The sequence below is a fragment of the Alteromonas sp. Cnat3-28 genome, assembly GCF_022348265.1.
Classification (GTDB): Bacteria; Pseudomonadota; Gammaproteobacteria; order Enterobacterales; family Alteromonadaceae; genus Alteromonas; species Alteromonas macleodii.
The window spans coordinates 26,385-47,523 of record NZ_JAKREY010000001.1; the positions used below are offsets into that span (position 1 = coordinate 26,385).

At 43.7% G+C, this 21,139-nt stretch carries 22 protein-coding genes; 11 read left to right on the top strand and 11 right to left on the bottom strand.

Going from position 1 to position 21,139, the window contains the following annotated elements; all coding sequences use genetic code 11:
• Positions 1-136 precede the first annotated feature (136 nt).
• Together MHM87_RS00135 and hda are read left to right on the top strand one after the other, a co-directional pair.
• Entirely contained in the window at positions 137-1,588 is a 1,452-nt protein-coding gene (locus MHM87_RS00135; RefSeq protein ID WP_239257474.1) for a DUF2066 domain-containing protein, read from the top strand.
• 6 nt (positions 1,589-1,594) lie between these two features.
• Positions 1,595-2,332, top strand: a complete 738-nt coding sequence (gene hda, locus MHM87_RS00140) for a DnaA regulatory inactivator Hda (protein WP_014979421.1) — start codon at positions 1,595-1,597, stop codon at positions 2,330-2,332.
• A 77-nt stretch (positions 2,333-2,409) separates the two neighbouring features.
• Here the strand turns inward: hda and MHM87_RS00145 are convergent, their stop codons facing one another.
• The 4 genes from MHM87_RS00145 to arsC all read right to left on the bottom strand — a co-directional run bounded on the left by MHM87_RS00145 (position 2,410) and on the right by arsC (position 5,863).
• On the bottom strand, positions 2,410-4,377 hold the full coding sequence (locus MHM87_RS00145) for a hypothetical protein (RefSeq protein WP_239257475.1): 1,968 nt from the start codon (positions 4,375-4,377) through the stop codon (positions 2,410-2,412).
• A gap of 43 nt (positions 4,378-4,420) precedes the next feature.
• Positions 4,421-4,843 carry a DUF2069 domain-containing protein gene (locus MHM87_RS00150; RefSeq protein ID WP_039220793.1) on the bottom strand — a complete coding sequence of 141 codons (423 nt, stop codon included), beginning with the start codon at positions 4,841-4,843 and terminating at the stop codon, positions 4,421-4,423.
• 76 nt (positions 4,844-4,919) lie between these two features.
• Positions 4,920-5,510, bottom strand: a complete 591-nt coding sequence (gene wrbA / locus MHM87_RS00155; RefSeq protein WP_061485949.1) for an NAD(P)H:quinone oxidoreductase — start codon at positions 5,508-5,510, stop codon at positions 4,920-4,922.
• Positions 5,510-5,863 (bottom strand): arsenate reductase (glutaredoxin), encoded by a 354-nt coding sequence (gene arsC / locus MHM87_RS00160; RefSeq protein WP_049588881.1) that lies wholly within the window; start codon positions 5,861-5,863, stop codon positions 5,510-5,512. The genes wrbA and arsC overlap by 1 nt, the downstream gene beginning before the upstream one ends.
• A gap of 218 nt (positions 5,864-6,081) precedes the next feature.
• Between arsC and MHM87_RS00165 the strand changes: the two genes are divergently transcribed.
• On the top strand, positions 6,082-6,594 hold the full coding sequence (locus MHM87_RS00165) for a TlpA disulfide reductase family protein (protein ID WP_239257476.1): 513 nt from the start codon (positions 6,082-6,084) through the stop codon (positions 6,592-6,594).
• Positions 6,595-6,611: 17 nt separating this feature from the next.
• Here MHM87_RS00165 and MHM87_RS00170 read toward each other — a convergent pair whose 3' ends face one another.
• The gene (locus MHM87_RS00170) at positions 6,612-8,075 is read right to left on the bottom strand and encodes a M48 family metalloprotease (protein ID WP_014949664.1); all 1,464 of its coding nucleotides are present in this window, start codon (positions 8,073-8,075) and stop codon (positions 6,612-6,614) included.
• Between the two features lie 344 nt (positions 8,076-8,419).
• On the opposite strand from MHM87_RS00170, the gene MHM87_RS00175 reads away from it, so the two are divergent.
• Positions 8,420-9,493 carry an AI-2E family transporter gene (locus MHM87_RS00175; protein WP_014949663.1) on the top strand — a complete coding sequence of 358 codons (1,074 nt, stop codon included), beginning with the start codon at positions 8,420-8,422 and terminating at the stop codon, positions 9,491-9,493.
• Between the two features lie 159 nt (positions 9,494-9,652).
• On the opposite strand, the gene bcp is transcribed toward MHM87_RS00175, so the two are convergent.
• The gene (gene bcp / locus MHM87_RS00180; protein WP_014949662.1) at positions 9,653-10,117 is read right to left on the bottom strand and encodes a thioredoxin-dependent thiol peroxidase; all 465 of its coding nucleotides are present in this window, start codon (positions 10,115-10,117) and stop codon (positions 9,653-9,655) included.
• Positions 10,095-10,658: a glycine cleavage system transcriptional repressor gene (locus MHM87_RS00185; RefSeq protein WP_014949661.1), complete on the bottom strand. Its 564-nt coding sequence runs from the start codon at positions 10,656-10,658 to the stop codon at positions 10,095-10,097. Before MHM87_RS00185 ends, bcp begins: the two co-directional genes overlap by 23 nt.
• A 178-nt stretch (positions 10,659-10,836) precedes the next feature.
• Between MHM87_RS00185 and dapA the strand changes: the two genes are divergently transcribed.
• From dapA to MHM87_RS00215, 6 genes are all read left to right on the top strand, one after another.
• Positions 10,837-11,721, top strand: a complete 885-nt coding sequence (dapA, locus tag MHM87_RS00190; RefSeq protein WP_014949660.1) for a 4-hydroxy-tetrahydrodipicolinate synthase — start codon at positions 10,837-10,839, stop codon at positions 11,719-11,721.
• Between the two features lie 12 nt (positions 11,722-11,733).
• Positions 11,734-12,837 (top strand): outer membrane protein assembly factor BamC, encoded by a 1,104-nt coding sequence (gene bamC, locus MHM87_RS00195; RefSeq protein ID WP_239257477.1) that lies wholly within the window; start codon positions 11,734-11,736, stop codon positions 12,835-12,837.
• Positions 12,838-12,849: 12 nt separating this feature from the next.
• A complete protein-coding gene (purC, locus tag MHM87_RS00200) occupies positions 12,850-13,563 on the top strand; it encodes a phosphoribosylaminoimidazolesuccinocarboxamide synthase (RefSeq protein WP_014949658.1) in 714 nt (237 codons plus the stop codon).
• Between the two features lie 188 nt (positions 13,564-13,751).
• A complete protein-coding gene (locus tag MHM87_RS00205) occupies positions 13,752-14,627 on the top strand; it encodes a DMT family transporter (protein ID WP_239257478.1) in 876 nt (291 codons plus the stop codon).
• 225 nt (positions 14,628-14,852) lie between these two features.
• Positions 14,853-15,182, top strand: coding sequence for a GGDEF domain-containing protein (locus tag MHM87_RS00210; RefSeq protein ID WP_239257479.1), 330 nt, complete (start codon positions 14,853-14,855; stop codon positions 15,180-15,182).
• A gap of 65 nt (positions 15,183-15,247) precedes the next feature.
• Positions 15,248-17,581, top strand: coding sequence for an EAL domain-containing protein (locus tag MHM87_RS00215; RefSeq protein WP_239257480.1), 2,334 nt, complete (start codon positions 15,248-15,250; stop codon positions 17,579-17,581).
• Positions 17,582-17,618: 37 nt separating this feature from the next.
• Here MHM87_RS00215 and MHM87_RS00220 read toward each other — a convergent pair whose 3' ends face one another.
• Positions 17,619-18,716, bottom strand: a complete 1,098-nt coding sequence (locus tag MHM87_RS00220) for an NADH:flavin oxidoreductase (protein ID WP_014949654.1) — start codon at positions 18,714-18,716, stop codon at positions 17,619-17,621.
• Between the two features lie 330 nt (positions 18,717-19,046).
• A complete protein-coding gene (locus tag MHM87_RS00225) occupies positions 19,047-19,358 on the bottom strand; it encodes a hypothetical protein (protein WP_014976674.1) in 312 nt (103 codons plus the stop codon).
• A 326-nt stretch (positions 19,359-19,684) separates the two neighbouring features.
• On the opposite strand from MHM87_RS00225, the gene MHM87_RS00230 reads away from it, so the two are divergent.
• Positions 19,685-19,927 carry a DUF2164 domain-containing protein gene (locus MHM87_RS00230; RefSeq protein WP_014949652.1) on the top strand — a complete coding sequence of 81 codons (243 nt, stop codon included), beginning with the start codon at positions 19,685-19,687 and terminating at the stop codon, positions 19,925-19,927.
• Positions 19,928-20,009: 82 nt separating this feature from the next.
• Here MHM87_RS00230 and MHM87_RS00235 read toward each other — a convergent pair whose 3' ends face one another.
• Both MHM87_RS00235 and yfaE read right to left on the bottom strand, forming a co-directional pair.
• Positions 20,010-20,747: an SDR family oxidoreductase gene (locus MHM87_RS00235; RefSeq protein WP_239257481.1), complete on the bottom strand. Its 738-nt coding sequence runs from the start codon at positions 20,745-20,747 to the stop codon at positions 20,010-20,012.
• A gap of 114 nt (positions 20,748-20,861) precedes the next feature.
• Positions 20,862-21,134, bottom strand: coding sequence for a class I ribonucleotide reductase maintenance protein YfaE (gene yfaE / locus MHM87_RS00240; protein WP_014949650.1), 273 nt, complete (start codon positions 21,132-21,134; stop codon positions 20,862-20,864).
• Positions 21,135-21,139 lie beyond the last annotated feature (5 nt).

The following is a 21,139-nucleotide window of genomic DNA, read 5'->3' on the forward strand; positions in this document are numbered from 1 at the left end:
GCTTGATAAAATGTCTCGCTCTAAAAAGTAGAGTGAATTGCGCGCAGGTTAGTCCAAGTTTACCGTATATAGGTAAACGAGATTAACTGACGATTCGATAGGTAAGGAATTGATTTTAAGAGAGTATGGAGTGTCAATGTTAACGGCAGTAAAGCGTAACACCAATGGAACTAATTTAACGAGAGTTAGCTTGAAAGGCATTCTGGGCATTTCATTTCTTGCTGCGCTGACTTACGCCCCCTTTATAAATGCGGCTCAACGCGTTGTGGTCAACGAAGCGCAGATTCAAGTTGAAGATCAAGCTCAGCGTACCCAACAAAACGCGCTTAAAAAAGCATTAAGGCAGGTTTTTGTGAAGATGTCGGGCAGCACAATCGTGCTCGATAATGCCGGTGTTAGAGCAGCGTTATCGTCGCCTCAATCGCTGCTTCGTTCCTATCGATTTGCTTTTGACAAAGGTAGAACGTATTACGTTGCGGAGTTCGATCAAGCAAAACTCAATGAACTTCTTCAGCGTGAAATGCTACCGCTCTGGGGTGATAGACGCCCTGAAACGATAGTGTGGCTTGCGCAAGAAGACGAAAACGAAACTCGCGTCATCTTAGATGAATCTCTCAATACAGAATTACAACATACGCTCAAACAAACAGCGAAAGAACGAGGCGTACCATTAAGCTTGCCTTTAATGGACCTTACCGACAATGTAAATATTTCTACTTATGATGTGTGGGGACGATTTGTTGAGCCTTTGCGCAAAGCTTCTACACGCTATGGCGTCGACAACATTATTGGTGCCAGAGTTTATCGTAACGACGCGAGTGCAATTCCTGATTTGCCGGAAAATGTTGTGCCTTCTGGCACAGTAGAATCTCTTGATAGCGTGCTAGATGAAGAAGCACAGTTTAGAGCACAATCTGATGAACAAAGTTTCGATGAGCGAAATCCGCGTGTAGATAATACGGACGCACAGCGCACTTTTTCAGATAACGTTGAGTCCGGTGCGATGAATAACGGTGTTGATGCTCAGTTAAACGACGGTTATGACGAAACAAACCAAAACTTGAATAATGCTGACGGAACCTCGGCGAAGGAGCTGGCGCAGGAAGAGAGCACAACGATGCCGTTTACCATGAACGAGTTTGCCAACTATGCGAAGCGTGCCGATGAAGGTGACTATGCACTAGACTGGGTGTTCGTTGGTGGCGGTAAGGTTAGCTATGGCAGCATATACGGTGATTCGCCCGAAGCTCTTGGCAATCAGTTAATCGATGCCTACTCAAATTACTTATCGTCGCTTTATGCCATCGTAGGAATCGAAGCGTCTGAGCGAGAAGTTATCAAGGTATCGATTGCCAATATTGGCTCGGTAAAAAGTTACGCCAGCGCTACTGACTATTTAAATAGTTTAAGTGTGATTGAAAACGCTACACTAGTAGAGCAATCTGGTTCTGTTGCCACGTACTCACTTACATTAATTGGAACGGTGGACGATTTACTTAACAGTATTAAACTAGAAAGCAAATTACGCCCCGTAACCGATTCGTACGGACAAACCGTGAAAGGACACAGTTTCTATTGGAGCAATTAATTTAGCATGCAGCTGCCTTTGCCTGTCACGCTACCTGTTGACGAAAACTTCGACAGTTTTGTCAATACGGGTAACGAAGAAGTAGTTTCAGTCCTTAAGCAGATTGCAGATGCGCTGCCACACTGGCGCGAGGCTCCTGAATTGGGGCCATTAGCATCGCTTCAGCTGCCTTTGCTTACTTTACTAGGCAGTACCGCTATCGGTAAAAGCCACTTATTGTTTGCCACTTGTCATCAACTAGCCGAAAAATCGGTTAGTCACCTTTATTTAAATCTTAATAATTATGAAGCGTGGTCGCTCGATATTTTTGAAGGCCTAGAGAATCTTTCGTTAATCGCATTAGACAACATTCACGCGATAGCCGGCGATTTACGTTGGGAAGAAGCGTTATTCGATTTGTTAAACCGAGTGATTGAGACTAAACAAACCATGGTACTTTGTTCTAGTCACCTAGGCCCATCTAACCCTGCTTTTGTTTTACCTGACTTGCGTTCTCGCTTGGCGTGGGGGGTTATTTATCACGTAAACCAACTGGATGACAATGGTCGTGAAGAAGCCGTGCGCTTACGTGCAGCGGAACGTGGATTAAAGCTATCAAACCAAGCACTACAGTTTCTTTTACACCATAGTGAACGAGACCTAAAAAGCCTCATGTCACTATTAGCCCGTTTAGACACACGCTCACTCCAAGAACAAAAACGCTTATCGGTGGGCATGGTTAAGCGCGAGCTTAACCTAAATTAGCCAAAGCGCGAGCTTAACCTAAGTTAGCCAAAGCGCGAGTTTAACCTGCGTTAGTCAAAGCGCTGCTGTGTTGCCGTTTATTGTTCTTTTCTTAAACTATGAGCGCTTGATGTGGTGCTAAATTCTTCTGCTACCGTCATTAGAGTTCCATCGGAAGTAACCGAATTGTTTCCGCCGTTCTGTAGCATTAACTTATCGCTCGCAGACTGTACGTTTAGATTTGTACTAGACGCAGAGTCCCGCCAGGTAATATCGTTCGGAAGCAGATAAGGGCTTGGAAGTGACGCTTGAATAGCAGGTACATCGAGTTCGGGTAAAATTCTACTTAATACGTAATCTACGCGCATAGTAACGTTATCATCATTAACACGGTTTCTCTGAGCCCAAGTGGGAATGAAACTGCCGTCTTCCAGTGTCTCTCTTGTAAATACGCCTACATCCGCTTCTGCCTCAAGCCGGTAAAGCATCATGAAGCGCTCGAATAACATGGCGAGATCTTCTCGTTCCGTAAAGTAAGAATAGAAAGCAACCGCACCATCATCCTCAAACCAATTTGCCACTTGTAGCGCGGTATAATTTCGCTGCACGCTTGAAGCGGTTGCACCGCCGTATCGAACTTCGGCCAAAGCATGGAGTTGTGACGACGTAAGAGGCAATGAAGTTGTTAGCCCCGTAGAAATGGGAGAGCTGTCATCATAAGACGACAGTGGGCTCGCGCTATTGCTGAGTTGTTGCCATTCGGAGTAGTCGAAAAAGTCATTGGCGTGAGCTAGCTCGTGGTATAGCAAATAGCTTAATGCTGCTTCTACGTCGCTCACGTCACGTGGAAGTCTATCTGCTACGTTCGCTGTGCTGATATTAGGGAAATAATAGGCCCCGTTTTTCACGTAGCGCCATGACGTCGTAAAATCGAGCTCACTACCAAAACCACTTCTATAATCTGGGCGAGTATTTAGCGTGTCTCGCTCTTGCGGTGTGCGCCAAAAGTTGTTGGCATCTAAGTAAATGGCACCAGTGGCAACCCAATAAAATGACGGGCGGATATCGTAAGAAATCACAATCGCGTTAGTTGCGCGTAGTAACTTAAGCATGTCATCACGGGTTGCTGAAGTTTCTAAATACGTTCTAAATGCATCGCCCATCCACGGATGCGAGACGTATGTTCTATCTAAAATATCGTCGATAGTGGGGCTTTCGGTGACTTGGCCAATCAGTGGTAGCTGAGAGAACGTGCAGCTGTTTGAAACCTGATTGTTATAAACACAATCAACAAGTGCCGACGCGTAAGGGCTGTCGGCTCTATAGGGCTGCATATGCGCGCTTACCGTTTCGGGAATACTTGTCTCGTCATCTACAAAAAAGCCGCTATTGTTAATGTCGATGTTTTTCACTAGAACTTGCGCGCTATCGGTTAACACCTCGCCATTTGAGAGTGTAACGGTACTTTCTATTTCAATGATTGTGTCGTTGCTGACTCGAGGCGCTTGAAAATATATCGAATGAGAATAATCGCCTTCATCAAAGTTGAAGTTATTGACGATTGGTCCAGACGTTTGTTGCCACGTGATATTTGAGATTGTTAACCCTTGCGAGTTAACGGTGTCAACGCGAAGAGAAACTCTGCCGCCTTCGGATGCCTCATGACCCAATCGTAATGCGGCTAGCGGCGCGGTACTTTCGTTCGTTTGTAACGTTATGGTGTCTGTAAGAGTTGTGCCATTTTCTAAGCTAACGTTTACGGCGATATCAAAGCTACCTGAAGAGGTAACATCAAAGCCGATAGCCTGCGTGTGAGCACTGAGAGGCTGCTGTGATACGCCTGAGACTTGCCAATCGATATCTACAATAGCGTGGCCAGTAGGCGAGGCGACAGCAAAGTCGACCGCATCGCCTACAACGGCGTTTGTAGGGCCTGAAATGCTAATGGTTGGAGGAACGGAAGGAGTGCTTGGGGCTGAACTATCGCCTGAACCAGAGCCTCCACATGCTGCAAGTAACGATAATGATGCGATTACTAATGTAAGTTCAGGCAAATGGCGTGTCATATTAACCCCTTGGCAGCATGTGTTTTCGCTGTGTATTACATGATCATTGTTGACCTTGCTCAAAGCGTGCTTTTTCTTCTTGCATCTCTTCTTTAAGCTTTTTAAGGCCCAAACCCAATTCACGACCACGTTTTCTAGCAAACGCACTACAGCCGACAAACATACCCGTGCATAGAATAATCTCTACCACTGCATACCAACGTTCATCAGGTACAGCGTATGCCACAGTGCATCCGTGAATGAGGTAAAACAAAACGACAAAATTGGCCCACGCGTGAGTATATGGCTTGCCTTTTAAAATACCCCAGTAAGGTAACAATAAAGGTAAAATATAAAACAAGGCAATAAACAAAGGAGAGTAAGTATGCTCTTTAGTAAATGTAAATTGCCACAGTGTTATCCATACGATTAACCCGGTGTGGCTTATAAGTGCGAGATAGCGATAAAAACGCGTATCTGGTGCCATGGTAATGTCTCCGAAACAGTTTGTTTTTTAATGTTCTTTATAAGGTCTACGTTTTATGCGCCAAATAACGTAACTGTTAGGCGTTGTCTGCTAGTTTTTTAGCGAACATTGCAAGTCGCTTACCCTGAGCAATGCATAGCGCTTTTTCATCTGCACTCAATTGCTCTGGTGCACTTAAACTGTGATGAGCGACGTGTGTTACACCGTAAGGGCTGCCACCCATTGTGGTGTTGTGTAGCGCAGGCTCACTGTAAGGTAGCCCGCAAATCACCATGCCGTGATGGATAAGCGGAACCATCATGGAAAGTAATGTGGATTCCTGGCCGCCGTGCATGGAAGAAGAAGATGTAAATACACACGCAGGCTTGTCAATCAACGCGCCTTTTAACCATTGACTGCTTGTAGAATCCAAAAAGTGTTTTACTGGCGCTGCCATATTGCCGAAACGCGTAGGACTACCTAACGCCAGGGCACTGCACTGTTCGAGTTCCTGAAGGGAAACCTCGGGTACAGCACTAGATGCCGCGTCATTAGCTGCATCGCTGATGCTCTTGACTGTACGTACTATCACAGGAGCACCTAATGACGATACACCTTGGGCGATGGCATCAGCTAATCGCTTTGTGCTGCCGTTGCGGCTGTAATAAAGTACGAGAACAGGTTGCACTATACAATTTCCAAAACAGATTCGGGTGGACGACCAATTCTGGCTTTCTCGCCGTTAATAACAATTGGACGCTCTATCAACTTGGGCGTGTGAGCCATAGCTTCAAAAAGCGCATTGTCAGACAGTGCGCTGTCACCTAAGTTAGCATCTTTATATTCTGCTTCTTTAGTACGCATCATATCTCTAACCGATCCAAGGTTAAGTTTTTTAAATATCTCTTTCAGTTCTTTTGCGTCTAGAGGCTGCTTTAGGTACTCAACAATAACAGGCGCTATACCTTGCTCTTCAAGTAATGCTAGGGTTTGTCTGCTCTTTGAACAGCGAGGATTGTGAATAATGGTAATGTCTGTCATAAATACTCTTGTTCATGATTATATGGATTGGCGCGAACTATTGCGTTTTTGCCATAGAATATCAAGCAGTTTACCGATAACGGGTAATAAATTCGTACTATTCTTTATTTACAGCATCGTTTTTGGAAAACGGTGTTTAAAAAGCGTGGTTGAATTTATGTTAGTGCGCGAAGTAAGAATCTGGCACTATGAAAGAATAATCAAAATTAGAAGGTTATATGTTGTTGTCACAGCCAAAAAGCAATGCAGGAAAAATAAAGCCTATACTCTTTCTAGTGCTGTTAGCGCTTGTTGCGTTTGCCGGTGCATATACGTATCAGCGTCTTCAACATGACTTTGAAACATTAGATGGAACTGCTTACCTTTGGCAAGATCTTGAGGGGAAGTGGGTTGTGGTAAATTACTTTGCGCCATGGTGTGCACCATGTCTACGAGAAATGCCTGAGCTCGTCACATTTAATCATTCGCTACCTGACGATACCCGTCTTTTTGCTATTAACTACGACCTTAAAACGAAGCCTGAACTCAAAGCCATGGCTGAGAAGTTTGATGTTGATTTGCCTGTTATTATAAGTTCGCCAGACACTAAACTGCCCATGCAAAAACCCCCTTATTTACCAGCAACGTTTATTCTTGGACCTGATGGGAAAATAAAGGATACGATAATGGGAGAAATTACGGCAGCGCATCTGCGTAAGCGCCTAGCTGAATTGAAAGGCGCTGACGAATAGCAGGGAAGTGCGATGGTCTAGAGTCGTTGTAAACGCTCTTCTTGGTCGCGAAATTGTTTTATTCTCGCTCTGATTCTTTGTTTTTCAAGGTGATCATCGCCTGCGAAATTATACGCATATTGAAGTTCGTCAACCGCGCGGTTATATGCACCATACAATGCATATACTTCCGCTTTGCTCTGATGCATTTGCGAGAAACGTTTCGACTTCTGATACGCCTCACTCATCAACTGATGTGCCAATTGATAATCTTTTTTAACCAGCAGGAAATCCTTAAGTAGAGACACCGCTTCTTCATATTTGTTTGCGCTTATGTAAGCATTGGCCTGGTTTAGTGCCAATACTTGATTTCTAGGGTTATGCGTAACGTGAGGTCTTAGCATTTCAACGGCTTTTAAAGGCTCACCTTGCGAAATATAGATATCTGTCATAGCGTCGAGATAAAAGAGGTTTCCTCTATCTTTTGCTATTAACTCATCCATAATGTCTTTGGCTTTTTCGATTTTTTCGGCGCGCATATAAGCAAGCGCTAAACCATATAATGACGCTTCTTTACTGCGCTGTACGTCTTGTGCCACGGCCGCTTCGAAATATTCTACAGCGTAATCAGCTTTAAACGAGTAGCGTGCCTTTATACGTGCTTTTGCCAACTCGAATTGCTTGTTAATGGGTAAGTAGCGTCTAGGGTAGTCACCAGCGCGATTTCTCGCGTCAGCAATACGGGTTTCGGTTAAAGGGTGAGTAAGCAGCCTTGCGGGTGGACGAGAAACCATGCGGTACTCTTCCGCCATGGTAGAAAAGAATGAAGCAGCCGCACTCGGATCGAAGCCCGCACGAGCAAGCATTGCGATACCAATTCTATCGGCTTCTTGTTCATTCGAACGGGTATAGTCGATTTGCAATTGTGCAGAGGCTGCGGTTCCCGCCTGCATGGCCGCAATACCCGCTTCTGGGTTGGCCATTGCAATTAGCACCCCGCCGATAAGTGACGCCAAGGCAAGGGGAGATGAGCGCTGCTGCGCCTGCATACGTCGTGCTATGTGGCGTTGAGTTACGTGAGAAATTTCGTGCGCTAGCACCGAAGCCAGTTCACTTTCATTTTCAGCACGACGCATTAAACCTGTGTGAACACCAATGTGACCGCCAAAAAACGCAAACGCGTTAATGGCATCATTATTTACCCAGAAAAATTCAAAAGGAAACTTGGCGTTGTCAGCATGGACAACCAATCGGTTGCCTACATCCTGTAGATATTCATCCAGCACCGGATCTGAGATTACAGGACTTTGACCGCGCATTTGCCGCATTACGGCATCGCCTACAATCATCTCTTTATCAAGCGATATGGCGTCTGACGCAACAACACCTATTTCAGGTAACGCATTTTTATTGCTGTAATTGGCATCTTGTGCAACAGCCGTTAGGCTCGATGTGAGCACGAAGGAAAGGGCAACCAAAGATGCTGAAAACTTTTTTCTCATGAACCTACAATCATTGTATACGGTTAATACTGCTTAATCCTTAGAGCGCAAAGTTGCTAAACAGTTTCAAATTTTATTTTTTTCTTATATGCATCATTTTCGAAGACACAAGGCAATATCGCCTATGCCATCTCGTTTATGACACGTCAGTTATACCAATGCGACACAAACGCATCCAGTTTATTCTTTTACTGTTGTAACAACCACTCTACACATTAATGCTTATACTGTAAAAACATCATACCAGTTTGATTTTGAAAGATTCTTAAGTGCTACTTATTGCTAAGTGCTAGCGCTATCAACTATGATGCGTGTCCTATTCTTAGTAATTTCTAGGCGTTTATATGATTAGCGTTTTTGGTCGTTGGTACCGACGCAAATTTTCTGATCCTGATGCAGCAATGTTGCTTATCTTGATCCTTTTGACCACGGCAGTGTTGCTATTGTGGGGCGGGCTAATTATGCCTGTGTTGGTTGCAGCAGTGATTGCGTATTTACTCGATTGGCCAGTCTGTCGCTTGGTAAATGTCGGCGTAAGTAGAACGCTCGCCTGCGTCGTTGTAATGCTCGGCTTTATCACTATAACCATATTAACCTTAATTGGCCTTGTTCCAATTATATCAAAGCAAAGCGTTAACTTGATTCAAGAAACGCCGCTAATATGGCAGAAAGCACAAGAATGGATATTAACGCTTCCGGACAAATATCCAGATTACGTTCAGGTATATCAAATCCATCAAATGATGGAAGGTTTAAATGACAAATTGGTTGAGGTGGGCGAAACCCTTATTTCTGCTTCGTTTAGTAATATCGCCAACTTAGCTGCGTTGCTCGTTTACGTGATCCTCGTACCGCTTATGGTGTTTTTCATGCTAAAAGATAAGCTTTTCTTTTTAGACAGCATATCTCGCTTGCTGCCTAAGGAGCGACGCTTAATTACGCAAGTTGGTCACGAAATGAACTCTCAAATTGCCAACTATATTCGCGGCAAAGTGATCGAGATTATAATTGTGGGCGCGGTGAGCTGCGTAACGTTTGTATTGATGGACTTACGTTATGCTATTTTGCTTGGCGTATTGGTGGGATTTTCAGTACTTATTCCGTACATCGGTGCAGCAGTGGTTACTATACCCGTGGCCGTTGTCGCTATGTTTCAGTGGGGTATTTCACCAGAATTTTGGTATTTAATGATAGCATACGGCATTATTCAGGCGTTAGACGGTAACTTGTTGGTACCGCTGTTATTCTCGGAGGCGGTTAGCTTGCATCCGCTTTATATAATCGTTGCAGTATTAGTGTTTGGAGGTCTTTGGGGGTTCTGGGGCGTATTTTTCGCTATTCCTCTCGCTACCCTCGTGAAGGCGGTAATTACAGCGTGGTCTAGTAACCCCGTTATTGTACCCGAAGAGGCAAAGTAGTTATTCCCATTTGGCGAACCAGTCAGCGCCATCCAGTACGAGATTCAAAACGAGTACTGATTCAAATAGGCGTTATAGGTAAACACTGATACGAATTGAGTAAGTATAAAAAAGCCCCGAAAACAAATGTTATCGGGGCTTTTTAAATTCTATACCGGTTTAGCTGTTTAGATAATCAAGTACTACGGTGTGGTGTTCTTTTGTTTTGAACTTGTTGAAAACGTGCTCAATAACACCGTTTTCATCCACGAGGAATGTTTGGCGATGAATGCCATCATACTCTTTACCCATAAACTTTTTAGGTCCCCACACACCAAAAGCGTCGGCAACGGCGTGGTCTTCATCAGAAAGCAACGTAAAGTTTAGGTTTTCTTTTTCGATGAATTTAGGCAGGCGTTTAACTGCATCTGGGCTAATTCCTAGCACAACCACATTTTTCGCCGTCAGTTCTTCGTTTACGTCGCGTAAGCCCTGGGCTTGTACTGTGCAACCAGGCGTCATCGCTTTAGGGTAAAAATAAACCAGTACTTTTTTACCTGCGAAATCAGCTAAAGATACGGTTTCATCATTTTGGTTCTGCAATGAGAATTGTGGGGCTTTATCACCAGCTTGTAACGTTTTCATTGGGATCCTTTTTTTGTTTGTCTACAACTTTGCCTGTCACATTTAACGAAGTGAACAGGGACATTAGATCAGATTCTAGTGCGTCTACATTTTCATTAGAGGGAAGAGAAACAACAAATTTGCAGCGCATGTTGTCTTTACCCGATGTTTTGTCTTTAAATGTGCGTTGTCTAAATGCGCTTATCATTGCGTGACGCTCGGCAAAAAAGCCGGTCACCGCTTTAATCAAGCCAGCTGCATCTTCGCCACTAAACTCGACATTAAAAAGATGGGCAAGGTTTTGCTTTTCGTGATGGCTAGTGCGCTTCATCATAGAAAGCAGGTCAAGACGCTGAAATAGCGCAGGTAAAATACATTCAGCTTTTGTGATAGCGCTTTGCGTTCCTTCTATGATCATGGTCAACGAGAACTCTTTGCCGTAAATGGCTTGCCTGCTATCTAGAATATTGCACTGAGCTTCTGATACCGTCGTTGCAATTTCGCTTAAAATGCCACTTTTGTCTGTCCCCAAGATGGTGACGATAAGTTGGTGTTTCGACATCTACTTCACTTCAATGTTAATAATGTCGGGATGTTAGCACAGAGTTTTTTTATAAGTCAGCGCCTTTTTCTTGCCTTTGAATAAGATATTGTCAAATTCTTGTCATTTTACTTGCGCTATTACTTGTGTTTAAGCACCGACATATTTACCATGTGCGCTCACATTTTTCGGAGAGATTATGTTTACTGGTAGTTACGTAGCACTCGTCACGCCGATGTTCGAAAACGGCGATATTGATTACAAGTCTTTAGAGAAACTTGTGAAGTTTCATGTAGAGCAGGGCACCCACGGTATAGTGTCGGTTGGAACTACTGGTGAGTCAGCAACGCTACCTTTTGATGAACACATCAATGTGGTTAAAGAAACCGTTGCTATGGCATCGGGAGCAATTCCGGTTATTGCCGGCAGTGGCGCAAACTCTACGGCAGAGGCTATTTTTCTTACAGAGCAATTAGGCTCTACAGGTATAGACGGTTTCCTAAGCGTAGTACCTTATTACAATAAGCCTCAACAGGCGGGTATGGTCGCGCACTTTAATGCAATTGCAGACGCTAGTGACTTACCTGTTATTCTTTACAATGTGCCAGGCCGCACCGTAGCCGACATGCTGCCTGAAACGGTGGCTAAATTAGCAACGCACAAAAATATCGTTGGTCTTAAAGACGCGACTGGCAATATTGCACGCCTTAAGGCTACTCAGCCTTTGGTTCCCGATGACTTCGTTTTACTTAGCGGCGATGACGGTTCAAGCTGCGAGTTTATGTGTGAAGGCGGTCATGGCGTTATCTCCGTAACGGCTAACATAGTGCCTAAAGCAATCGCACAAATGTGTGAAGCTGCGCTAGAAAATAATTTTGATAAATGTCGCGATATCGATGAAACCATTAAATTACTTCACAGCGAACTATTTATTGAACCAAATCCAGTAATGCCGAAGTGGGCATTGTATAAAATGGGCATGATGGAAAGCGCAGTTATGCGATTACCTATGGTTTTACCGGAACTATCAAGCCAAAAACGTATCGAAGAACTACTAAAAAAATACGCATTGATTTCTGGTTAATAAGGAACACAGATGAAAAGAACGCTGGCTATAGCAAGTTCAGTAGCGATAGTTGCACTTGCAGGTTGTTCAAGCCAAATAGATAGAAAGACCGCGTCTGGCAGCTACGAATACTTAAAAACTAAAGAACAAGAATCGCTAAAAGTACCTTCTGACTTAGATGCACCTGCTTTTTCTCGTGATTTTGTATTACCTGAGTTAGGTCAAGAGGCCGATTCAAATTTGGTGGGCAAGTCGTTGATGGTTCGCTCGCCAGCATTAGTTTTACCGTTAGTTACGGGTTCTCACATTGAGGAAGGTAAGAGTTCAGCAACCATTTGGTTTGACCAGGTTGACGATAGTCAGCCGCTAAGCCAAGCAATTTGGAACTCGCTTTTAAGTTTCTTAGATGAACAAGGTATTGGTGTAGATAGCTTTAGTCCAGAAGAGAAAGTGCTGGTTACTGACTGGATGGTGATAACTAGAGAAGTCGAAGGTCCTTGGTATAGCTTTATAGATGAAGAAAGCGAAATCGGTCGACGTTTTGAATTCAGCTTAGACGTTAAACCTCACGGCCGTAGTGCTGCGCTTACTGTTGAATTAAAGGACTATATGCAAACATTGGGCAACGACGTGGTTGCAGAAGTCTCTTCAATGGAAGAACGTCGCGAAGAAGTTGAGGTGTTGAACCAAGTTGTTGGTCACTATGAGTACCAAATTCAGCTAGCAGAGACACGAAGAATTGCTCGTATCCGTCAGGGTATCAATACCGAGATGGGCTTTAATGCCGATGGTGATGCGGCGTATATCGTAGAAGCTAAGTATGATGTAGCGTGGCCAAGAATGCTGTTAGTACTGCGTAAGCTTGGTTTTGACGTTAAAGATTTAGATAAATCAAACGGCCTATTATTTGTCACTTACAATGGTGATCAAGGTAGTTGGTGGGATGGTTTATTCTCAAGCGATAAAGAGTTACTAAAGAAAGGTGACTATCGTTTGAAAGTTGCAAGAGCGGGTGCAGATCGCACGTCAGTTACCTTCATGAATAATGAAAGTGTACCGTTTGAAGCAAATCAGGTTTCCGACCTTTACAGTGCATTTGCTGAGGTCATGTCAGAAGATAACCTTGATATATAACTGAGACTGAGAATGGAAAAACGCGACGAGCTTTACCGCGGTAAAGCAAAAACTGTTTATTACACTGATGATAGCGATAAACTTATTCTTCACTTTAGAAACGACACTTCGGCGTTTGATGGTGAGAAGATTGAACAGCTAGAACGCAAAGGTGAAGTAAACAACAAGTTTAATCACTTTATTATGACAAAGCTTGAAGAAGCAGGCATTGCAACGCAAGTTGAGGCGCTGGTTTCTGACACTGAGTCTTTGGTTAAGAAGCTTGACATGATCCCTGTTGAGTGTGTGGTGAGAAACTTGTCTGCTGGCTCTTTAGTTCGCAGACTGGGTGTGGAAGAGGGCAAAGAGCTTAACCCACCTATTTTCGAGTTTTTCTTAAAGAATGATGCACTTCACGACCCAATGGTAAATGACTACCATATTTTATCATTTGGTTGGGCAACCGAAGCGCAAATTGCTGAAATGAAAGCATTGACCTTCAAGGTTAACAGTGTTTTGAAAGCACTCTTTGATGACGCGGGTATGTTGCTTGTAGACTATAAACTAGAGTTTGGTGTCGACAAAGATGGCAATATCGTACTAGGTGATGAGTTCACACCAGATGGCTGTCGCTTGTGGGATAAAGAAACCCGTAAAAAGATGGACAAAGACCGCTTTAGACAAGGTTTGGGCTCTGTAGTCGAGACCTATATTGAAGTGGCTGAGCGCTTAGGCTTATCGCTTTAAAACTCTCATCAAGTAATTACTAATTTAAAGAGGACCTTTCGGTCCTCTTTTTCGTTTTAGGCTGTTTGACTTGTCTACGTCGTTGTAAAATATTGTCTCTTGCGTTTAAGCATTTACTTTTCGATGCATTAAGGGATAAGTTAGTGTACCGCTAAGCATTTTTGCGTTTAAAACTAGGGAGATTCGGTTTGTTGAAAACCTTTGTATTGGTCGCTATTGCCATGATTGCATTTGCTGCTAATTCGCTACTTTGCCGCATGGCTCTTGCTAACACCGATATAGATCCAGCTAGTTTTACTATCTTACGCTTAGCGAGCGGGGCGATAGCGTTATTACTTTTGTCATCTTATTTCCAACGTCGCAAAAGTGAGAGCGTGCCTTCTCAAGGCCTTTTTCATGGCCTAAAAATCAACGCCAGCGTACTCGGTGGCATTTCGTTGTTCGTTTACGCTATCTGCTTTTCATATGCCTATATTTCAATGTCCACGGGAACGGGGGCACTTTTATTATTTGGTGCTGTGCAACTCACTATGATTTCCGTAGGGTTGTTCAATGGCGAGCGATTTAAAAAATGGCAGTGGTTGGGGTTTGTGTTGGCATTTTTAGGCCTTGTTATCTTACTGTTGCCTAGCGCGGCAGCACCGCCTCTTTTAGCAGGCGCGGTTATGGTTTTGGCGGGTATGGCTTGGGGCGTCTATTCGCTATTGGGTAAAAAAAGTAGCTCAGCCCTTTTATCTACATCGGGTAATTTCGTCTATGCCGCATTTTTCTGTGTTCCTTTGGTTGGTGTGGTTTGCTTCGTGGGCGCAGATAATTTTGTCTTAGACAGCGAGGGTGTTTATTACGCGCTTGCATCAGGGGTGTTTGCATCGGGTTGCGGATACGCTATTTGGTACAGCGCGCTTCCCCTTATCAAATCAACCACCGCCGCGACAGTGCAACTGAGCGTGCCTGTCATAGCATCGCTGATGGGGTGGATAGCGCTTGGTGAGCCACTCACAATGCAGATCCTGGTTGCTTCAATAGCTACGTTGGGTGGCATCTACTTGGTTATAAAAAAATAGCGTTTTATACGCTACGTTTAAAATAGAAAAAGCGTTATTTTCCGCCGTGGCGAAATAGTTCTATAGAGTTTAATGGGGGAGCGTTAACGCATATTTCTAGACTAAAGAGCAATATTTGAATTTTCCAACAAGCAATAGCGGCTAGTCACCGCTACAAGCGATCGCTGTCAGTGGTGATTCGATATCGATTTTTTTAAACGTATCTACGACACTCACGGCCACGACATGGGTGATAAAGCGATTAAACACGTAGCAAAAATTTTAAAAATGTCTTCGCGTAATGCAGATTGCGTAGCGCGCATTGGCGGCGAGGAATTCGTACTTTTATTGCCTGATACCGACCGCGCAGGCGCCTTCAAGTTAGCTGAAAAGTTAAGAGATCGAATAAGTAAAAACCCTCTAGATGTGAATGGGAAGTTTATTGATATCACTGTTAGTGCGGGTGTATCTTATGTAAAAGAACATCATGACACTATTGAGTCAGCACTATCGGAAGCCGATGACGCATTATATAAAGCCAAAGAGAGCGGCAGAAATAATGTCCAACTGGCTTAACCACGCTATTGAAAGCGTGTTGCACAATGTGCGCAATTCGACCGTGTTGGATTTAGGAGTGAGTTGTGCGCACACCCCCGACTATTGTAAATGAACATGAGAGGCTAGCCGCACTCAACAAACTGAGAGTGCTCGATACCCCACCAGAAGAGCGCTTTGACCGTATTACTCGACTAGCAAGTAGCATTTTTGATTGTAGATTCGCATCCATCACATTTGTCGATGACAGTAGGCAGTGGTTTAAGTCGGCTATTAATCTCGATATGACTGAAACAGAAAGGGATGTCGCCTTTTGTGCCCATGCTATAGCGCAGGACAAAACCTTAGTCGTTCCAGATACTCAAGAGGACCCTCGCTTCAAAAGCAATCCTTTTGTGGTTGGTCATCCTCGCATTCGTTTTTACGCGGGTGTTAGGCTGATGATAGAAGGGTTTGCGGTGGGAACGCTATGTGTGTCGGATAATAATCCAAAAATATTCAATTGCGTTCAAATACAGCAATTAGAGCAGCTTGCAAAACTTGTAGAGTCGGAACTACAGCGACAAGAATTCAATGATCTCTCAACTCAGTTGGAAGAGTACCAATTTAAGCTAGCTCAAACACAAAAAATCACCCGTGTGAGGAGCGCTATTTTAGAGAAAGTGGTAAATGCAGAGTCATTGCATACCGTACTCCACGACATTGTGAATGCTATAGAGGCCGAATACACAGATCAAATTTGCAGTATCCTGCTATTAGAAGATGGCAAGCTGAAAAAGGGTGCTGCGCCTTCTTTACCCGACTTTTATAACGACGCTATCGATGGCGTTGAGTTTGGTGTAGGCAGGGGATCATGTGGAAATACAGCCGCGACGAACTTACCGACCATTGTTGAAGATATCAGTACGCACCCCTTTTGGACCGATTGGAAAGATTTAGCATTGCGCGCTGGTGTATGCTCTTGTTGGTCACAACCAATACAAGGAGCTAATGGTGACGCTATTGGTACTTTTGCAATTTATCATAGAGAAAAAGCAGTACCGACAGCGGAAGAAATGCGCTTAATCGAGCAGTTCGCGCATATCGCTAGCATCGCTATTGAAAGAGAGCTGGCGAATCAACTTATATGGAAGCAAGCCAACTTTGATTCTTTGACAGGACTTCCTAACCGAAACCTTATGTTGGATCACTTACAGTTAGCCATTAAGGCTGCCGATAGAGAGAGCGATAAGGTAGCGGTGATATTCTTGGACCTTGATAATTTCAAAGATATTAATGACACGCTTGGTCACGATATAGGTGATAAGCTTTTAATTGAGTGCGCCAGAAGAATAAAGCAGTGTTTGCGTTCAGATGACACCGTTTCCCGATTAGGCGGTGACGAATTTGTCATTATCCTAAACGGCATTAAAGGCCTAAGTTCTATAGAACTGGTCGTACAAAAGCTACTTGGCGAGATCGTAAAACCTTATAGTTTAGAGCTGGAACGTGTGCATACTAGCGCGAGCCTAGGTGTCACCTTATATCCGGACGACGCAAAAGATGTCAAAGGCCTGTTAAAGAATGCCGACCAAGCGATGTACGGTGCTAAAGATCTCGGTAAAAACAACTATCAGTATTATACCCACGACATGCAAACTGCAGCAATCAAGAGAATGACCTTGTTGAATGATTTGCGCTATGCAGTTAAGAACAAAGAATTGTTTATTGAGTACCAGCCAATTGCATGTTTCAGCAGCCAGAAAGTGATGAAAGCTGAAGCGTTACTTCGATGGCAGCATCCCACGAAGGGGAGAATTACACCCGATGAATTTATTCCACTTGCTGAAGAATCTGGACTCATCATTGATATCAGTAATTGGGTATTTAATGAAGTCTGTGCCAATATCAAACAATGGAAAGCCCAAAACCGTCAAGAGCTGCAGGTGAGTATTAATACGTCACCTAGCCACTACTTCAATTTAGAATCTAATATAACTCAATGGTTAAACCTGCTTTTAGACCAGAAGATCTCTGCGCGTTCTATACTTCTTGAAGTCACGGAAAACTTATTAATGGAAGCCAATGAGATGGTGTCCAAGAAGCTTTTCCAGTTTAGGCAAGCGGGCGTTGATATCGCGTTGGATGATTTTGGTACAGGTTACAGCTCTATTTCTTATTTAAAGCGCTTTCCTACAGACTTTATCAAGATTGACAGGAGCTTTGTGAAGTCGATGACTGACGTTAGCAATGATAAGGTGCTGTGCGAAGCCATTATTGTGATGGCGAATAAACTCGGAATAAAGGTAGTAGCGGAAGGTGTCGAGACACAAGAACAATACGATATTCTAAAAAGCATGGGCTGTGATTATGCGCAGGGTTATTTCATTGCAAAACCGCTCAGCAAATCAGACTTTGAGTCATTTTGGGAGAGGCACTAGCGCAACTTTGCCGCGCTAGTGCTTAATTTAATCGGGCTTAAGACAGCGTTGCTAACGCTTTACCAGAGTATTGCTCTAGTTCGTTGGTGCGGTTTTCTTTTATTTTGTTTGCCCAGTTCGGATCTTGTAGTAACGCTCTTCCTACAGCAACCAGATCAAATTCGCCAGCGTCTAAACGTTCAAGTAAATCATCGACTGAGCGAGTGCTGGAATCTTGCCCTTTGAATGCGCCGAAAAAGTCGTCATTTAGCCCAACTGAACCTACCGTTATGGTGGGCTTTCCAGTTAATTTTTTCGTCCAGCCTGCAAGGTTTAAATCACTGCCTTCAAATTCGTTTTCCCAATAGCGGCGCTGAGAACAATGAAAAACATCTACACCAGCTTCACTTAGCGGAAGAAGAAACTGTTCTAGTTCTTGGGGCGTGTGCGCTAAACGAGCGGTGTAATCTTGTTGTTTCCACTGCGAATAGCGCAGTACGATCGGAAAATCGGGACCGGTTGCATCACGTATGGCTTTAATTATTTCAACCGCAAATCGTCCACGATTTTCCATGTTACCGCCCCAACTGTCAGTTCGCTGGTTTGTGCCTTCCCAGAAGAACTGGTCGATTAGATAACCATGAGCACCGTGAATCTCAATTCCATCCATACCGATAGTTTTGGCATCTGCTGCTGCTTGTGCAAAGGCAGTAATCACGGATTCAATGTGTTCAACGGTCATAGGTTCAGCGCCCTGTTTTCCTGGTTTGAATAAACCTGAAGGCCCTGCACTTGGAAGTTCAGGATAAGGCGCTTTTTCCGCTACCCTCGCCATACCCACGTGCCATAGTTGAGGCATAATTTTCCCACCGACACTGTGAACTTCATCTACCACATTTTTCCAACCGGCTAGCGCTTCATCGCCATGGAATTGAGGGATATTTGCATCCATCGTAGCTACCTTATCGTTTACTGTAGTGCCCTCGGTGATAATCAAACCTGTGCCACCTTGAGCTCGGCGTTTATAGTAACCAGCTACATCGTTGGTAGGTACGCCGTTAGGCGAAAATTGACGAGTCATGGGGGCCATAACAATTCGGTTGGTTAACGATAAGTTGCCCTTTGAGTAAGGCTTAAACAGTGCGTTAGCTGCCATTTTTTGTTCCTGATTTCTTTATTGCAATTGGGGCCGTTTGTACTTTCATCATAGAAAATGAAACGCCGCCATTATTATAGAAGTGTTAAACAAGTCATTAAGTTGGGGATTGTTGAGTCTTGATGTACAACAAAGAATAACTGGCTCTAGTATATCCTGCGTGATGTGTTGCAGGGATAACATGATGGCTACCCAACTAAAAAACTATGGTTGATTCCAGATACTACTGTCGAGTGAGGGCAAGTCAATTTTCAAATGTTGATAGTAAGCCATAAGTAAAAGTGAGCTAAGAGCTCCATATCAGAAGCTCTCTTTCAGCTATGAGCAGGCTTAATCTAAAATCTCTACAATTTCCCTTGTGGCTTGAATAAGGCGTACCACTTTGTTTTCAATGCGAACTGTTACTAACCCGTCTTCTCCCAAAGGCACAATGATGCGGGCATGGTTGTAAATATCACGATCTAAACGATTTCCAACGGCTAGCTTTTTTTCCCAACCCGGCGGTAATTCACCTGTTCGTTCATACTTCTTCTCTATACCCGGAGGGAGTGATTTATCTTTATGAGGGTTAGGGTTGGCGCAAGCAGGTAAACTATTTGCTGCTAGTACGGTTGTTATTCCGATAATAGGTAGAACTTTCATTGTTAACCTCGCAAATTACGTGAAAGCGATGCCCCATTTTGATGTAATTATCTACGCAAACTATTGCGCTAGTGCTTTGAACAAAAGGGCATGTAGACTCTGCATTAAAATAACTGTTTTTAGACAATCAGCAATTAAAAATAGAGAAGCCTACAAGGTGTATACGAAAATCATACCAGGCCGAGTCTACATGCTAAAAAAATCTAAAATTAGGCGTGCGGCGTGTTAACGTTAAAACGTTTATAATTGCTAACGAGCAAGAAAAACGATAGTTGAGTCTAACACAAAGAACGTGACATTTTATAAGTGACAAATGAAGGATGACAATGAGTGATATTGCATTTACCCGTGAGGAAAAAGACGCGCTAGTCGCTAAACTGCAACGATATTTTGATGATGAATTAAGCGTGGAACTTGGTCAATTTGACGGAGAATTTCTTCTGGACTTCATTAGTAAAGAAATGGGCGCATCGTTTTATAATAAAGGCGTAAACGACGCGAGAGCCGTTGTTGCATCTCGCTTACAGGTCATCGATGAAGAATTGTATGCCATCGAAAAAGTACTTTAGATTCAGAAATAAATTAAGCCTGCTTTTGCAGGCTTAATTATTAGATGGCCAATCTATACCATTACGTTAGAAATGAGCTGTATTAGAGTTCCTGACGGGTAGGTCTGATGATCATTTCGTTTATGTCTACGTCGCCAGGCTGCTCTATGGCAAACGTTACTGCACGTGCAATAGCATCTGCATCTATAGCATCGTCATACATATCATCTGCCATTTGCTTTGAGTCTTTGTGAGAAATGTGGTCAGTAAGTTCTGTCGCCACTGCACCAGGTGAGATGTTGGTAGAGCGAATTTCACCATTTGACTCTCTGCGAATGCCTTCACTTATTGCTTTAACAGCGAATTTAGTTGCGCAATAAACCGTTGCTCTAGGGAACACAACATGACCTGCCACAGAGGAAAGATTGATAATATGCCCGCTTTTTTGCTCTCGCATTTGTCCTAATACAGCTGCTACTCCATACATAACGCCTTTTATGTTTACATCTATCATCTGATCCCACTCGTCAACTTTCATCTCGTCAAGCGGAGCGAGTGGCATAAGACCAGCATTGTTGACGAGCACGTCAATACGCCCATAGGCATCTATGGCCGCTTTCGCAAGCGCCTTGACTTCATCCTTTTTCGTGACATCTACCGTTTGATAAGTAGCTTGGCCACCTGAAGATTCAATTTCATCTACAAGTTTTTTAAGACGGTCTTCACGGCGGGCGCCCAACACTAATTTAGCACCTTTATCCGCAAGCATTTTCGCCGTTGCTTCTCCAAGCCCGCTACTTGCACCTGTAATGATGACAACTTTTCCAGAAACTTCGCTCATAACATTATCCTTACGTTTGATTAGTGTTAAGTTGCTACGTAAAACTATTGAAGTGGATTACTCTAACGCGCAGAAACACTGTGAGAGTGATAGTGAGAACGATGAATGAAGATTTTACAGCGGTACTTTTATTTTTAGCGGGCATTTAGCCACGCAACAACAAGGAAGAATTTCATCGTCGTCAATGAAGGCGAGGGGATCTGTGGTGTACTCAACTTCGCCTTCAATTAGCTTTGTGCGGCATGCACCACAAAAGCCTTCACGACAATGGTAGTGAATATGAACGTCCGCTGCTTCAAGGGCGTTTAAGATAGTGGAATCAGAAGGGGAAATAATCGCCCCCACATCGACAACGTCGATGCGGAGTGATTTATCGTTGCTGCTCATCAAGC